The following is a 15,561-nucleotide window of genomic DNA, read 5'->3' as shown; positions in this document are numbered from 1 at the left end:
ACTATCCTTATGAGATGTCCTTTTTTCACTCATGGAGAACGCATATGAACCGAGATAAAGAACAGCAAACCTCGCTGGATGACGATCTGACTATGCTGACCGATACGTTGGAAGAAGTGCTGCGCGCCTCGGGTGATGCGGCTGATGAAAGCTATCAAGAGATTAAAGCCCGGGCGGAAAAAGCATTAAAGGAGGTTCAGAACCGTTTGAATGGCCGCAGTGAATGCTATATCAAGCGGGCGAAAGCACTGGCGTGTTGCACCGATGATTATGTGCGTGAAAAACCTTGGTGCAGCGTAGGGATAGGGGCGACTGCTGGCTTGATCGTGGGGCTATTGATCGCCCGTCGCTGAAGGATTGACGGCTGATCACTGGATCCATTACAAGGGGCTGCGGCCCCTTTATTTTTCAATTGCCGCTTTGCTGCAACGCGACATAATTGGAGTCTAGCCAGTAGACACCTGTGCTGAGTGCCAGATAACACTTATTGAGTATACAAAACCATCAATATCAAATATTAGTGTGATAACTAACAATAACTTTTGAATCTGACTTTTCTTATTATTCACGCTCCGTATAATCCCACTCTTTCTGTTGATTTGCCGAGGTGGTCGTGAAACAACTTTCTGGTTTGCTGGGTGAATTACGGCAGAAATTACGTGCCGGTTTCCCTGACCAGGCAGGTATCCGGCAAATTATCGTGCCCGCACCGGGTCGAATCGGTAGCCAACTATTAGAGTGGCTGGCCGCCCAATGCCATTTTCCACAATTTTACTGGCTCCATCGCGAAGGTCATGAAGAGGCTGCGGTCTGCGGTCAAACTCGGCTCTTCAATGATATGCAAGCGGCTGATCATTTTATTCAGCAGCATCGGGATGCGAGCGGATTACGTATTTGGGGCTTGAATGCCTTTGAACCGGTGATCGTTAACCAACCCGCTGATGGCGCGCCACTGGCGCAGGCCAGTTTCCTGTTTCTACCCCGCATTGAAATATTACGTCGGGGTGAGCAGACCTATTTAACGCTCAATTTGGCCAGCGACTTCTCCCTACAGCAAGATGCTCTGCACGCAATTAGCTTTATCGACCAACTGGTGGCTGCCAGGCCGTTGCCTGCACTTGATACTCAGGTGCAACATGCCCGCCATATGCCGGAATATCCGCAGTGGCGCCATCTTATTCAGCACGCGTTGGCTGAGATTGAGCAGCAGAAGATGGAGAAAGTGGTTCTGGCGCGTGCCACCCAACTGACGCTGGATAAGCCTCTCTCCAGTGGGGCATTTATGGCCGCCAGCCGGCAGGTCAATCACCACTGTTTCCACTTTATGCTGCGTTTTGATGCGCGGCGCGCATTTCTCGGCTCCAGCCCTGAGCGTCTCTATCTACGCCAGCAGTTGCATCTGGAAACTGAGGCTCTGGCGGGCACGGTATCCAGCGCAGAAACCCCCGAGCAAGCGGCAGAACTGGCCGATTGGCTGATGCATGATGAAAAGAATCAACGCGAGAACTTGTTGGTGGTGGATGATATCTGCCAGCGATTGCAGGGCGGGGTGGCAGCAGTTGATGTAATGCCACCGGAAATCATCCGCTTGCGTAAAGTGCAGCACTTGCGCCGCTGCATTCATGCTCAACTCACCCGCGCCAGCGATACCGATTGCCTGCAACGTCTACAACCGACGGCGGCCGTCGCCGGTTTGCCTCGCAATGTCGCGCGACAGTTTATTGCGCAATATGAACCTTTTTCCCGCGGCTGGTATGCCGGTTCGGCCGGCTATCTTTCGGCAAAACAGACTGAATTTAGTGTCGCCCTGCGTTCTGCCAGGGTAGAAGAACAGCAGGTCCATCTGTATGCCGGAGCCGGTATTGTGGCCGGCTCTGACCCGGAACAGGAATGGCAAGAAATTAACAATAAATCAGCCGGGCTACGCACCTTGCTGGAAAGTCAGCTGTAGGATAATAAAATGCCGTAATTAACCGCACTCATTATGTGGGCGGATTGTGACACCTAAGCGGCAGGTGTAAACTGTGAGCACTTTCCTTACTTATAACCATTAATCAGTTACTCCGGGCTTTTTTAACAGGATGAAGCACTATCCTCATGTTGATTATCGGGGTCGCAGTGTCTGTTAACTGACTGTTGAGCGAACCATGTCGACAAGTGTTTTTAACCGTCGTTGGGCGGCGTTGCTACTGGAAGCCTTGACCCGCCACGGTGTGCGTCATATCTGTATTGCTCCCGGCTCCCGCTCGACGCCGTTAACACTGGCGGCAGCGGCCAATCCTGCGCTGGTTTGTCATACCCATTTTGATGAGCGCGGTTTGGGCCATTTGGCCTTAGGTCTAGCAAAAGCTTCCACCGAGCCTGTGGCCGTTATTGTCACTTCCGGTACTGCCGCCGCCAATCTTTATCCTGCTCTGATTGAAGCCGGGCTAACCGGTGAGCGGCTGGTGTTATTGACCGCAGATCGTCCGCCAGAATTGATTGATTGCGGTGCCAATCAGGCTATTCGTCAACAAGGGCTGTTTGCCAGCCACCCTACACTAAGCCTCAATCTGCCGCGTCCGACCCCCGATATTTCTGCCAGTTGGCTGGTTTCCACACTCGATAATGCGATGGCACAATTACAGCACGGTGGCTTGCACATTAACTGCCCGTTTGCCGAACCCTTGTATGGTGGTGATGAGCACGCCTATGCCGAATGGTCTGCCACCTTAGGCGACTGGTGGCAGGAGTGCCATCCGTGGCTGCGTCAATCCTTATCTGTGTCACAAGGCCAGCAAGCGGACTGGTTTTTCTGGCGACAAAAGCGCGGAGTGGTGATTGCCGGGCGCATGACGGCACAAGAGGGGCAGCTACTGGCTGAATGGGCTGCTCTGCTCGGTTGGCCGCTGATCGGTGATGTGTTGTCACAAACCGGTCAGCCGCTACCTTGTGCTGACTTATGGCTTGGGCATCCCACCGCTAAAACTATTCTCTCGCAGGCGCAGATTGTGCTGCAATTGGGTAGCAGCCTGACCGGTAAACGGCTGTTGCAATGGCAGGCTGGGTGTCAGCCGCAAGAGTACTGGTTGGTCGATAACCTGCCCGGTCGCCTCGATCCGGCGAATCATCGTGGCCGCAGAATTATTTCACCGGTGAATACATGGCTGGAGGAACATCCAGCACAGCGTCGCACGCCGTGGGCCGGTGAGCTGACCGTCTGCTCGGAGAATGCTCAAGCCCATGTGGCTGAAGCCTTGAATGAGCAATTTAGCGAAGCCGCGGTCGCGCATCAACTGGCAGAATTATTGCCGGATAATGGTCAGTTGTTTGTCGGTAACAGTTTAATTGTGCGTTTGATTGATGCGTTGGGCCAACTGCCTGCTGGCTATCCGGTTTACAGTAACCGTGGTGCCAGTGGCATCGACGGTTTATTGTCAACGGCAGCCGGTGTTCAGCGTGCAACCGCTAAGCCGACGTTGGTTATCGTGGGTGATTTATCGGCCTTATATGACCTTAATGCTCTCGCCTTATTGCGCCAAAGCTCGGCCCCTACGGTGCTGCTGGTGGTGAACAATAATGGCGGGCAGATTTTCTCGTTGTTGCCTACCCCAGAAGCAGACCGCCAGCGCTTTTATTGTATGCCGCAAGATGTGAGTTTTGAGCACGCCGCAGCTATGTTCAGTCTGCATTATGCTCGACCGGATAGCTGGCCCCAGCTCCAACAACAGGTGGCGCAATGCTGGTTGCAAGGTGGCGTTACATTGATTGAAATCGTGGTGCCGCCCAGTCAGGGGGCAGAAACACTGCAACAACTGGTGCAACAGGTGGCCCAATTATGACGCTGGCTTGCCGTAAGCTCGATCCCCACCCGCAGTCTCCCGCCCGGCATCATAGTGGGCCATGGTTGGTGTGGTTACATGGTTTGTTAGGCAGTGGTCTGGATTGGTTGCCGGTTGCTGAGTTATGTGGCGGTTATCCCTCGCTGCTGATAGACCTGCCCGGCCACGGTAAATCGGCCGCCGAGACTACCTGTGGTTTTGCGGATATCAGCCGTCAGTTAGTACAAACGTTACAGGCTAACGGTATTCGCGAATATTGGCTGGCAGGCTACTCTTTAGGGGGGCGAATTGCGATGTATCACGCCTGCTATGGTAGCCATCATGGTTTGCAGGGCTTATTGGTCGAAGGGGGTAACCTCGGGCTGGAAAGCACTGAATTGCGTGAAAAACGCTTGCAGCAAGACCGCCTGTGGGGCCAGCGTTTTCGCCAAGAGCCGTTGCCGCAGGTGCTGGCTGACTGGTATCAACAGGATGTATTTGCTGATTTAGACCCACAACAGCGCGAGAAATTGGTGTTACTGCGGGCGGACAATCATGGCCCATCAGTCGCTGATATGCTCGAAGCAACGTCACTCGGCCATCAACCTTGGCTGCTACCGGCGTTACAACGGCTCACGGTCCCTTACACTTATCTGTGTGGCGATCGCGACCATAAATTCCAGCAATTGGCTGTTCAATACCAGTTGCCATTACGCACACTGGCACGTGCCGGACACAATGCACATCGGGCGAATCCCGGTGCTTTTGCCGCGCAGGTACTTTCATTTTTATCACAGTCTTCATTTTTGTCACTCCCCCGTTAAAGGAATGCTTACTATGCTTTATCCGAGCGAAGAACAGTTGTACGCCGCTATCGACTGGCAGGATTGCTCTACTGGATTTGAAGATATTCGTTATCACAAATCCAGCGATGGTATTGCCAAGATAACCATCAACCGCCCCCATGTGCGTAACGCATTCCGCCCGTTAACGGTTAAAGAGATGATTCAGGCGCTGGCTGATGCCCGCTATGACGACAATATCGGGGTGATCATTTTGACTGGCGAAGGTGATAAAGCGTTCTGTTCCGGCGGTGATCAGAAAGTCCGTGGCGACTACGGCGGTTATAAAGACACCAGTGGCGTCCATCATCTGAATGTGTTGGATTTCCAGCGCCAGATCCGCACCTGCCCGAAACCAGTCGTGGCAATGGTCGCGGGTTATTCCATTGGTGGCGGTCATGTATTACACATGATGTGTGACTTAACCGTCGCCGCCGATAACGCTATTTTCGGCCAGACCGGGCCAAAAGTCGGTTCATTCGATGGCGGCTGGGGTGCGGCCTATATGGCGCGTATTGTCGGCCAGAAAAAAGCGCGTGAAATCTGGTTCCTGTGCCGCCAATATGATGCTAAACAAGCCTTGGATATGGGGCTGGTGAATACCGTGGTACCTATCGCTGAACTGGAACGTGAAACCGTGCGTTGGTGTCGTGAAATGCTGCAAAACAGCCCCATGGCACTGCGCTGCCTGAAAGCCGCATTGAATGCTGACTGTGATGGTCAGGCGGGTCTGCAAGAGTTGGCCGGTAACGCCACGATGCTGTTCTATATGACCGACGAAGGTCAGGAAGGGCGTAACGCATTCAATGAGAAACGCCAGCCGGACTTCAGCAAATTCAAGCGTAATCCGTAATGCGCGCGGCCACGCTTTACCACTATAGCCTTCCGATGGAAGCGGGAGTGATATTGCGCCACCAGCGGCTGAAAAGCCGCGATGGGCTATTGGTTAAATTACAGCAGGGCGACCGGATTGGCTGGGGAGAAATTGCCCCCTTACCGGAGTTCAGCCAGGAAACCCTGCCTGAAGCTCAGGTTGTGACACAGCATTGGCTGCAAAACTGGGTGAATGGGGCAGAACCTGAATTTGATGCTTTGCCATCAGTTGCTTTTGGCCTTAGTTGTGCGCTGGCGGAGCTGAATCAAACGCTGCCATTAGCGGCAAATTACCGCAAAGCACCACTGTGCACCGGTGATCCAGATGAGCTATTTGCAGTGTTACAAGCACTGCCTGGGGAAAAAGTCGCCAAGGTGAAAGTCGGGCTGTATGAAGCGGTGCGTGATGGCATGATTGTTAATGTGCTGCTGGAAGCTTTGCCGGATTTAACACTACGGCTGGATGCCAATCGTAGTTGGACGCGGGCGAAAGCTGATGGGTTTGCGAAATATGTCAATCCTGAACTGCGTGCACGCATTGCATTTTTGGAAGAACCTTGTAAAACCCGCGCCGAGTCTCGAGAGTTTGCCCGTGACACGGGGATTGCTATCGCGTGGGATGAGAGTGTGCGCGAGGCTGATTTTAAGGTTGAAGCCGAACCCGGCGTGGTAGCGATTGTTATCAAACCGACGCTGGTGGGCAGCATCAGCCGCTGTCAGCAACTGGTGCAGCAAGCGCATCAGGCGGGATTAGTGGCGGTGATCAGTTCCAGCATTGAATCCAGTCTTGGCTTAACCCAACTGGCACGGCTGGCTGATTGGCTGACACCGGATACCGTGCCGGGGTTGGATACACTGAACCTGATGCAGGCACAGTTAGTCCGTCCGTGGCCGGAGAGTCCCTTGCCTATGGTGACAACCGAACAGTTGGCCGTTCTATGGCACAGTTGAATGATTGGCCCTGGCAATATTCTTCTCCCTGGACTTACTCTTCTCCTTGGAAATACTGGGCCAATCTGCGACCTCAGGCGATCGCCATCCGCTCGGGGTCACAACTGATCAGTTGGCAACAATTGGCGGCTGATATCGATAGCCTGGCGGCAGGTTTTCAACTGCAAGGTGTCGCCCCCGGTAGTGGTGTGGTGCTGCGTGGTAAGAATAGTCACACATTGTTGATGGCCTATCTGGCGGCATTGCAGTGTGGCGCGCGCGTTTTACCGCTCAATCCACAGTTACCTGATGCGTTGCTGGCACAGCTTCTGCCCCAGTTGGATATTGATTTTGTGCTGAACCTGGCAGCCCCGCTGTCAGCGGCTCTCTGCTTCACGCCACTGGTACTTGATACCGATAACTCCGTTATGACACCGGTTGTCTGGGATAGTCTACGGCTGGCGACGATGACATTAACGTCGGGCTCTTCCGGTTTGCCCAAAGCCGCAGTGCATTCGCTGGCGGCGCATCTGGTTAGCGCCGATGGCATATTAAAGCTGATGAGTTTCACCTCGACGGATAGCTGGTTGCTGTCGTTACCGCTGTTTCATGTTTCGGGGCAGGGTATTGTCTGGCGCTGGCTGAGTGCCGGGGCCACTTTGGTGGTGCAGGAGGGGATGGCATTGCATGATGCTCTGGCCGGATGTAGCCATGCATCGTTGGTGCCAACCCAACTGTGGCGTTTGTTAGCGAACACTGACACTCGTCTAACACTGAAAGAGGTTTTGTTGGGGGGCGCGGCTATTCCAACTGCGCTGACGGAGCATGCCGAAACCCGTGGCATCCGCTGCTGGTGCGGTTATGGGCTGACGGAGTCGGCCTCAACGGTTTGTGCCAAACGTGCCGATGGCTTGCCCGGTGTGGGGGTTGCGCTGGCGGGGCGCGAGGTAAAACTGGTAGCAGATGAAGTATGGATAAAAGCAGATTGCCTTGCGGCGGGTTACTGGCAGCAGGGAAAGTTGCAGCCCATAACCGACAGCGAAGGGTGGTTTCATACCCGTGATCGCGGGATGTGGCGGCAAGGTGAACTGCATATTCTCGGGCGGTTGGATAATCTGTTTTTCAGTGGTGGCGAGGGCATTCAGCCGGAGGATATTGAGCGGGTTTTGTCACAGTATCCGGGGATACAACAAGCTTTCGTCGTGCCGATGGTTGATGCTGAATTCGGCCACCGACCGGTCGCGGTGATAGATGCTGCCGATGAGGTGGATGAGGTGAGTTTATCAGATTGGCTGATACCACAATTGGCGGTATTCCAACGACCAATTGCGTTTTACCGCTTACCGGCGGCGCTTAAGCAGGGGGGGATTAAGGTATCCAGACAGGCGGTTATTGATTTTGTGGCTAAGTTGATTTGATGATCGGGTTCGGTTGATAGACGATTAGGTGACAGGGTTCGGTTGTTAACTCGGTGCTTTAACAACCGAACCTGATCGCCGGCAACCATCAATTGAGCTGATCACCTAATCGGTTACAATAATAATGCTAATTTAGCCCCAGCGCCTTTTTAACCCCATCACCATAATCCGGGTGAACCTGAGTAAACAACGCCACCTGACGGCGCTGAATCTCTTCCGGTACTTGTGACAACTCACCGGCAATGCGGGTAAACATCCGCTGATGCTCCTCTTCACTCAGCAGGTTAAACAACGCCCGTGGCTGGGAGAAGTAATCATCATCCTCACGGTGATTCCAGTGATCTGCTGCGCCTTCCAGTGTTAATGGCGGTTCGCTGAAATCAGGTTGTTCCTGGAACAGGCCAAAACTGTTTGGCTCATAAGTTGCACCATTACCACTGTTACCATCAACACGCATTGCGCCATCGCGATGGTAGTTATGGAACGGGCATTTAGCACTGTTGACAGGGATCTGATGATGGTTCACACCTAAGCGATAGCGTGCAGCGTCGCCGTAGGAGAACAGCCGGCCTTGTAACATCCGATCAGGGGAGAAACTCACCCCCGGCACCACGTTAGCTGGATTAAATGCCGCTAGCTCAACTTCGGCAAAGTAGTTTTCCGGGTTACGGTTCAGTTCGAAGAAACCAACATCAATCAGTGGGTAATCGCCGTGTGGCCACACTTTGGTCAGATCAAACGGGTTGTAAGGTGTTTGTGAGGCTTCATGTTCTGGCATCACCTGAATTTGTAGATTCCAGCGCGGGAAGTCTTTACGCTCAATAGCGTCATACAGGTCACGTTGGGAGCTTTCCCGATCAGTTCCAACCAGTTTTTCAGCCTCATCATCCATAAGGTTTTCAATGCCTTGCTGGCAGCGGAAATGGAATTTAACCCAGAAACGCTCATTATTGGTATTGATAAAACTGAAGGTATGGCTGCTGAACCCATGCATATGACGATAAGATTTTGGCAGACCACGGTCACTGAAATCGATCGTTAACTGATGCAGAGACTCAGGGAGTTGGGAGAAGAAATCCCACTTATAAATAGGGTTGCGCAGGTTAGTGCGAGGGTCACGTTTAACCACGTGGTTCAGGTCAGGGAACTTCAGCGGGTCACGTAGATAGAACACCGGCGTATCGTTACCCACTAAATCCCAGTTCCCTTCCTCGGTATAATATTTCATGGCGAAGCCACGAATATCACGTTCGGCATCGGCAGCACCACGTTCACCAGCCACCGTTGAGAAGCGGACAAACATTTCGGTTTGTTTGCCTATTTCTGCGAAAATCTTTGCGCGGGTATATCGGGTAATATCGTGGGTAACAGTAAAGGTACCGTAGGCACCGGAGCCTTTAGCATGCATGCGGCGTTCTGGGATCACTTCACGATCGAAATGGGCCAGTTTTTCCAGAAACCACACATCTTGTAATAGCATTGGTCCACGTCGGCCCGCAGTAACGACATTATTATTATCAACAACGGGTGCGCCCGCGGCAGTAGTTAATCCTTTCTTTTTGCTCATCATTTTCTCCAGTATGGCTGTTGAATTGATTGCTTTCTTAGGTGTTTTACAGCATTACATCGCGCCAAAAGCCTGATTGACAAAATAATAATTTAAACAACAACAAGGGGTTATTCTTTGATCTCCACACTAGTTGTAGCCTTATTGGTTGTATTCAGCAAATAGGCATACCTTATCGTTGTTATTGTTAGCATAATACGGACCTATAGCTTAAATATTTACAATCATTTGAATTACTGTGGTATTTAATCGGTTTTTGGTATGTTTATGCTGTTTTTTTCGGTTAAACTCGGACAGGAAAAACCTGTCGGCCAGAGTTTGCTCACGGGTGACATCACGAATAACGAGAGAAAAATATGAAAAAGCATTTAATCGCGTGTGCAGCCAGCCTGCTGTTTGTGGCGGGTTCCGCCAGTGCCGTGAGTTTTAATGGTGAAGTCGGCAGTGATTACACTAATTTAGGTTTTGGCATGGGCACCAACACTGGCGGTTTGGCTATCAATGGTAACTGGGCACGTAGTGATCACGATGGTGATGTCTACGGACTGGGGCTGGGCTTCAACCTCCCCCTCGGCCCAATGATGGCAACAGTCGGTGGCAAGGGTATCTATATGTCACCGGAAGACGGTAGCAGCGGTGGTGCAATTGCGATTGGCGGTGGGTTAACCTATCCGATCAACAAATCGTTCACTCTGTACGGTGAAGGTTATTTCGCCCCGGAAGAGCTGACCAGTGGCATGAAATCCTATAGCGAAGCTAACGGTGGCTTGCGCTGGAGTGTATTCCGCCCGTTAACCGTGGATGTCGGTTACAGCTATATCAATATGAAAGGTAAAGACGGACATCGGGATAACCGTGTGGCGGATGGCGTGTATATCGGCGCTGGCTTAGCATTTTGATTATCCTTCGTTCTTGAAGCCACAGGGGTGTTAGCTTCGCTTGCGAACCCGAATCACTTACTTGTGTAAGCTCATTGGGATGCGTTCGCTTGCTGCCTACCTGCGACTCCAATTACTTTGGATAATACATGAGTAATATTTGATTAAAAAAGGGCGCATTCCTGACAGGATATGCGCCCTTTTAATTGGGGAGGGTATTAGCCGACAGCCGGTAATGCGCCAGTCACTATCCCCACTTGAATAGCAATGACCATCACACCACAGGCAAATACCGCAGCCAGTGCTGGTTTCCCACCCCAGACCCGATAGTGCCCTTGATGGACCTTACGGGCTTTCCACGCCAGCATTGCAGGCAGCAGTAATGCCAGAACTGACAGCGCCACCGCAGCAAAGCCCAATGCCATAATAAAGCCACGCGGGTAAAACAGCGCAAACAGCAGCGGGGGGGTGAAGGTGATAACCCCTGTTTGCAGGCGGCCTCGTACTGAATTACGACGTTTAAATAAGTCGGCCAGATAATCGAACAACCCTAAGGCCACACCAAGGAATGAGGTAGCCAGCGCCAGATCTGCAAACAGGTGTACTGCCAGCTCAACGTGAGGTGAGGCCACGACATCACGTACCGCTTGTAATAAGCCGTTCAAACCCGCCTGTTGCGCCAAAATACCGACAAAGGTATGAGAGGAAATAGCCCCAAGCGTGGTCAACTGCCAGAAGATATAGGCAACCAGCGGAATGGCGCTGCCGATAATAAATACCCAGCGCAACTTGCGAATATTACCGCCCATGTAATTGACGATACTCGGCACACTGCCGTGGAAGCCAAATGAGGTGAATATAACCGGAATAGCGGACAGTGCCAACCCTTGTTCCAGCGGCAGTGTCAGTAGGTTGGTTTTTTCGATATGTGGCATCATCAGTGCCAGCATCACAATCAGAAAAATGATTTTGGCGCTAAATAAGATGCGATTGAATAAGTCGACTGAGTGGGTGCCGATACAGACCACACCGCCCGCGACCAGTGTAAACAGTAATACGCCGAGTGAGGTCGGAAACGATTGTTGCGTCCATTGGCTGATACTGGTTGCCAGTAATTCACCGGCGCCGCTGATATAGGCAGCAGTCAGGGCATACATCAGAAACATCATACTGAAACCAGTCAACCATTGGCCCCGGTTGCCAAGATAGCGTTTGGCCAAAGTACCAAGCCCGGTATCTGCCGCTTCATGCTGATAAACTTCAACTAGCAGTAAAGCGGTGTAACACATTAATATCCAAAGAGAAATAAGCAATGCAAGTGTGACACCAAAGCCCACGCCTGCGGCTGCCAATGGCATCGCCAACATACCTGCACCAATAGTGGTGCCGGCAACGATAAATATACTGCCCAGAGTGCGATTCTTCACGCTTTCCTCTACTACATGACAATTTATTGGAATTATTGAGTGCAGCAGGGTAGTGGATTGCCCTGTTTGTGTCAAATGGACGTTACGCAAGGTGTAAACTTATAGTTACGTTTGTTGGTGTATTGAAGAGTCGACTTTTATCGGGGTTAATTATTCAGATAATAGATAAACGTTGTGTTTATGTAATCAGATTCATAAAGTGAATATATAAGCACTGACGGAGAAAAAAATGATCAGAGTTGAGATGTTGAGTACCGGAGATGAAGTGCTGCATGGGCAGATTATCGATACCAACGCGGCATGGCTGGCTGACTATTTATTTAATCAAGGCTTGCCAATCAGCAGTAGGGAAACGGTCGGTGACTCACTTTCGGCACTGATAGAAGTGCTGACCGAACGCAGTCAGGTTGCTGATGTGTTGATTGTCAACGGCGGGCTGGGGCCAACCAGTGATGATCTGAGCGCTCTGGCCGCCGCACGCGCCGCCGGAACGGAGCTGGTTGAACACCCGGAATGGATCGCACGTATGGAGGCTTTCTTCCATGAGCGCGGCAGGGTGATGTCGGCGACTAACCGTAAACAGGCACATATTCCGGCTAATGCTGAAATGCTGGATAACCCAGTAGGTACGGCGTGCGGTTTCGCGTTACGGCTAAATAAGTGCCTGATGTTCTTCACACCCGGCGTGCCATCAGAGTTTAAAGTAATGGTTGAACAGCAAATCATGCCACGTTTACGCCAACATTTTGATGTGGCCGAACCCCCATTATGCTTACGTATGACCACTTTTGGCCGCTCGGAAAGTGATTTGGCACAGGAACTGGACCCACTGCGACTCCCTGAGGGGGCGGTGTTAGGCTACCGTTCATCTGCGCCGATTATTGAATTGAAGCTGACCGGTCCTGCCTCGCAACATCAGGCGATGGAACAGGTATGGCAGCAGGTGAGGGAAGTGGCGGGAGATAGCACCCTATTTGAAGGTACGCGAGGGTTGCCGGCATTGTTAGCTGAGCAATTGAACCAACGCGGCTTGCGACTGGCGGTGAGCGAACAATTTACCGGCGGGTTGATGAACTGGCAGTTGCAGAGTGCTGGTGTGCCATTGGCGGGCGGTGAATTGCTACCGGCGCATTGTCAGGAGACATTAGACGAGATTGCCTGCCGTGCACAATCGTTATCTATGTTGTGTGGTGCGCAAGTGGTGCTGGCGGTCGGCGCTATGCAAAATGATCACCTGAGCGTGGCTCTGTATACCCCTGAAGGAACATTTGCTCAAACAGTACGTTATCAGGCCAGCCGTCATGGTCTGCGTATTCGCCAGGAAAGCAGTGCGATGCTGGCGCTGGATATGGTGCGCCGTTGGTTGAATGGTCGCCCGGTGTGCGGTCAGCATGGCTGGCTGGATGTGGTTAAGATTTTGTAGTTAATCGATAACTCTCGATTATAATATAAAGGCGCGTATTTAAATTGCGCCTTTTTTATTATATTCATATTATTTATTACCCTGGTTTTATATTTATTGCTGCTCTGTTGTTTTATTTTTATCTCTTGTTTTATTTTTACACTTGCGTTATTTTCACTTTATCTATTTAACTGCGTAGGTGCTGACTTATATCGATTTTTTTGAATTACTTGAATCGGGCGGTTTTATTATGATTCGTAATTATTTATATTTTAGTTATGTTAAGTGCCAATTATTATCAAATGCCATCACATGCCAAAAATGAGATGTTATCCTGACTGCTGGCTTGTGTTTGTTTTACCAAAGATACAATCGTCGGTTAATGTTCCTTTTCATAAAAATAAACTACCGCAATGTAAGGAAATATCCACATCTACTAGGGGATTTCTTTTATCGCATATTAAACGTTAAGGAAGGTAATTATGTTTCCTAAGATAAATATAAGTAGTTTGTTATGTGATAAAACACTGGTGAGATATTTTATCATATTATTGATAATGGCTTTTCTGCTAATGTCACCACTCAGTTTTGCCGAAAATCGCCCCGGTTTTGTTTGTGGTAAATTTAATGTTCATGTAATGGAAGTGCCTAAAGAATATATTATCTACTGGGCGGAATATGAAGGGAAAAGTTCCTGGACACCTGGCTTTACTAAAAATAAAAAAGGCTGCGATGCCAATTTTACCTCTTTACCCATGATAGCCAGTTGGCCGGATATGCAACCGGGGGATCAGAATCTGTGGTATGAGCAAAGACTGGAGTATGAAGGGCTAATTATAAGTGTCAGACCATTTAAACGTTCTGATACTGATATCACCTATAAGCGTGATTTTTTTCTAAGAAAACAAAATGATATAACTTTTGAACCAGTTATTTATATCGATAAGTTAGGGTTGTTTTTTGTTAAAGCCACCAAAAAATTAAATAGAGGCCCTCCGCCAGATAAAAATGATCCTTATTGGTCTTATTGGTCTTATTGGTCTTATTGGTCTTATTGGTCTTATTGGTTTGATGAGAATATTAATGGTTATTACTGGGCGGAAGTTAACGGGAGGATATCAGTGATATTTGATTGTGTCTGGCTCCCGTTGGAGAAAAGGTATTACAGGTGTGAGGCCCTTTTTGTGATGCCGGAAATTGACTCACTTATTGAGGTTTCTTTTACAGCAGAAAAGTTACCACAGTGGCAAGCCATTGTCAGTAATACCCAACAATTTCTTTTATCGCATATTAAACGTTAAGGAAGGTAATTATGTTCCCTAAGATAAATATGAGTAGTTTGTTATGTGATAAAACACGATTGAGATATTTTGTCACATTATTGATAATGGCTTTTCTGCTAATGTCACCACTCAGTTTTGCCGAAAACCGCCCCGGTTTTGTTTGTGGTAAATTTAATGGTCATGTAATGGAAGTGCCTAAAGAATATATTATCTACTGGGCAGAATATGAAGGGAAAAGTTCCTGGACGCCTGGCTTTACTAAAAATAAAAAAGGCTGCGATGCCAATTTTACCTCTTTACCCATGATCGCCAGTTGGCCGGATATGCAACCGGGGGATAAATCGAAATGGTATAAACAGGGGCTGAGGTTTGAGGGATTAGCAATCAGCGTCGAGCCGTATAGACGATCTGATACTGATGTTGCTTTTATGCGCGATGCCTATCTTAGACTTAGAAAATACGAGAATAAAACCTTTGATCCGGTTGTTTATATTAATGAATTAGGGCTGTTTTTTGTTAAAGCCACCAGAAAATTATTCCGGGCAGAACCACAGGATAGGAATAGCCCTTATTGGTTTGATAAGACGATTAATGGTTATTACTGGGCAGAAGTTAACGGGCAAGTGCCGGTGGTATTTGACTGTCAGTGGCTGCCGTTAGAGAAAAGATATTATATCTGTGAGGCCCGTTTTGTGATGCCAGAAATAGGCTCACTGGTTGAAGTCATTTTTACAGTAGAGAAATTACCGCAATGGAGAGCCATTGTTAGCAGTACTCAATAATTTCTTTTATCGCATATTAAACGTTAAGGAAGATAATTATGCTACAGCAAAATAGCAATGCAGGTAAGTTACAACTTAATGCCGCCGATCTGGTCTGCGCCCGGCAATTATTAGAAGCAAATAAGGAGAGTAAAGACCCCGGCCCGATGTATGATTTTTTAGCCAGCAAAGGCGATCGCTATGCCATATTAGCCAATGGTGTGGCTAGGGGGGATTCTATCGCTGGTGCCATGGCTATTCACAATATGGAAAGTGTGGGGGTCCGTCATAATAAACACCTCACTGAAACGGATATTAAGCATATTCGTTATGATATGGCGCACGGCTATCTTAATACCCAACAAAACGGCTCTGTCGCA

General features: G+C 49.8%; 13 protein-coding genes and 1 pseudogene. 12 read left to right on the top strand and 2 right to left on the bottom strand.

The window, feature by feature from the left end; genetic code table 11:
- Positions 1 to 44 precede the first annotated feature (44 nt).
- From ACWJJO_RS15105 to menE, 7 genes are all read left to right on the top strand, one after another.
- Positions 45 to 353, top strand: a complete 309-nt coding sequence (locus ACWJJO_RS15105; RefSeq protein ID WP_083158274.1) for an ElaB/YgaM/YqjD family protein — start codon at positions 45 to 47, stop codon at positions 351 to 353.
- Positions 354 to 613: 260 nt separating this feature from the next.
- Positions 614 to 1,951 (top strand): isochorismate synthase MenF, encoded by a 1,338-nt coding sequence (menF, locus tag ACWJJO_RS15100; protein WP_083158275.1) that lies wholly within the window; start codon positions 614 to 616, stop codon positions 1,949 to 1,951.
- A 196-nt stretch (positions 1,952 to 2,147) separates the two neighbouring features.
- Positions 2,148 to 3,821 (top strand): 2-succinyl-5-enolpyruvyl-6-hydroxy-3-cyclohexene-1-carboxylic-acid synthase, encoded by a 1,674-nt coding sequence (menD, locus tag ACWJJO_RS15095; RefSeq protein WP_442820702.1) that lies wholly within the window; start codon positions 2,148 to 2,150, stop codon positions 3,819 to 3,821.
- Positions 3,815 to 4,624, top strand: coding sequence for a 2-succinyl-6-hydroxy-2,4-cyclohexadiene-1-carboxylate synthase (menH, locus tag ACWJJO_RS15090; RefSeq protein WP_481091598.1), 810 nt, complete (start codon positions 3,815 to 3,817; stop codon positions 4,622 to 4,624). Before menD ends, menH begins: the two co-directional genes overlap by 7 nt.
- A 13-nt stretch (positions 4,625 to 4,637) precedes the next feature.
- The gene (menB, locus tag ACWJJO_RS15085; RefSeq protein WP_005191245.1) at positions 4,638 to 5,495 is read left to right on the top strand and encodes a 1,4-dihydroxy-2-naphthoyl-CoA synthase; all 858 of its coding nucleotides are present in this window, start codon (positions 4,638 to 4,640) and stop codon (positions 5,493 to 5,495) included.
- Positions 5,495 to 6,466, top strand: coding sequence for an o-succinylbenzoate synthase (menC, locus tag ACWJJO_RS15080; protein WP_481091200.1), 972 nt, complete (start codon positions 5,495 to 5,497; stop codon positions 6,464 to 6,466). The genes menB and menC overlap by 1 nt, the downstream gene beginning before the upstream one ends.
- Positions 6,454 to 7,863: an o-succinylbenzoate--CoA ligase gene (gene menE / locus ACWJJO_RS15075; protein WP_083158279.1), complete on the top strand. Its 1,410-nt coding sequence runs from the start codon at positions 6,454 to 6,456 to the stop codon at positions 7,861 to 7,863. Before menC ends, menE begins: the two co-directional genes overlap by 13 nt.
- Before the next feature lie 127 nt (positions 7,864 to 7,990).
- On the opposite strand, the gene ACWJJO_RS15070 is transcribed toward menE, so the two are convergent.
- Entirely contained in the window at positions 7,991 to 9,430 is a 1,440-nt protein-coding gene (locus ACWJJO_RS15070; protein ID WP_481091199.1) for a catalase, read from the bottom strand.
- A 356-nt stretch (positions 9,431 to 9,786) separates the two neighbouring features.
- Between ACWJJO_RS15070 and ACWJJO_RS15065 the strand changes: the two genes are divergently transcribed.
- Positions 9,787 to 10,329, top strand: a complete 543-nt coding sequence (locus tag ACWJJO_RS15065) for a YfaZ family outer membrane protein (RefSeq protein WP_481091198.1) — start codon at positions 9,787 to 9,789, stop codon at positions 10,327 to 10,329.
- Positions 10,330 to 10,526: 197 nt separating this feature from the next.
- Here ACWJJO_RS15065 and tyrP read toward each other — a convergent pair whose 3' ends face one another.
- A complete protein-coding gene (gene tyrP, locus ACWJJO_RS15060) occupies positions 10,527 to 11,735 on the bottom strand; it encodes a tyrosine transporter TyrP (protein WP_083158282.1) in 1,209 nt (402 codons plus the stop codon).
- A 229-nt stretch (positions 11,736 to 11,964) separates the two neighbouring features.
- On the opposite strand from tyrP, the gene ACWJJO_RS15055 reads away from it, so the two are divergent.
- The 4 genes and pseudogenes from ACWJJO_RS15055 to ACWJJO_RS15040 all read left to right on the top strand — a co-directional run.
- Complete coding sequence (locus ACWJJO_RS15055) at positions 11,965 to 13,158, top strand: nicotinamide mononucleotide deamidase-related protein YfaY (RefSeq protein WP_420073451.1); 1,194 nt, start codon at positions 11,965 to 11,967, stop codon at positions 13,156 to 13,158.
- 461 nt (positions 13,159 to 13,619) lie between these two features.
- Positions 13,620 to 14,438: a hypothetical protein gene (locus tag ACWJJO_RS15050; protein ID WP_481091197.1), complete on the top strand. Its 819-nt coding sequence runs from the start codon at positions 13,620 to 13,622 to the stop codon at positions 14,436 to 14,438.
- Between the two features lie 86 nt (positions 14,439 to 14,524).
- Positions 14,525 to 15,202: a hypothetical protein gene (locus tag ACWJJO_RS15045; RefSeq protein WP_481091597.1), complete on the top strand. Its 678-nt coding sequence runs from the start codon at positions 14,525 to 14,527 to the stop codon at positions 15,200 to 15,202.
- A 38-nt stretch (positions 15,203 to 15,240) separates the two neighbouring features.
- A pseudogene (locus ACWJJO_RS15040) lies at positions 15,241 to 15,549 on the top strand (hypothetical protein); the annotation flags it as partial.
- Positions 15,550 to 15,561: the final 12 nt, after the last annotated feature.

This window comes from Yersinia antarctica, assembly GCF_056636475.1.
Note: the sequence above shows the minus strand (reverse complement) of the source record. Positions and strands in the feature narration are given on the sequence as shown.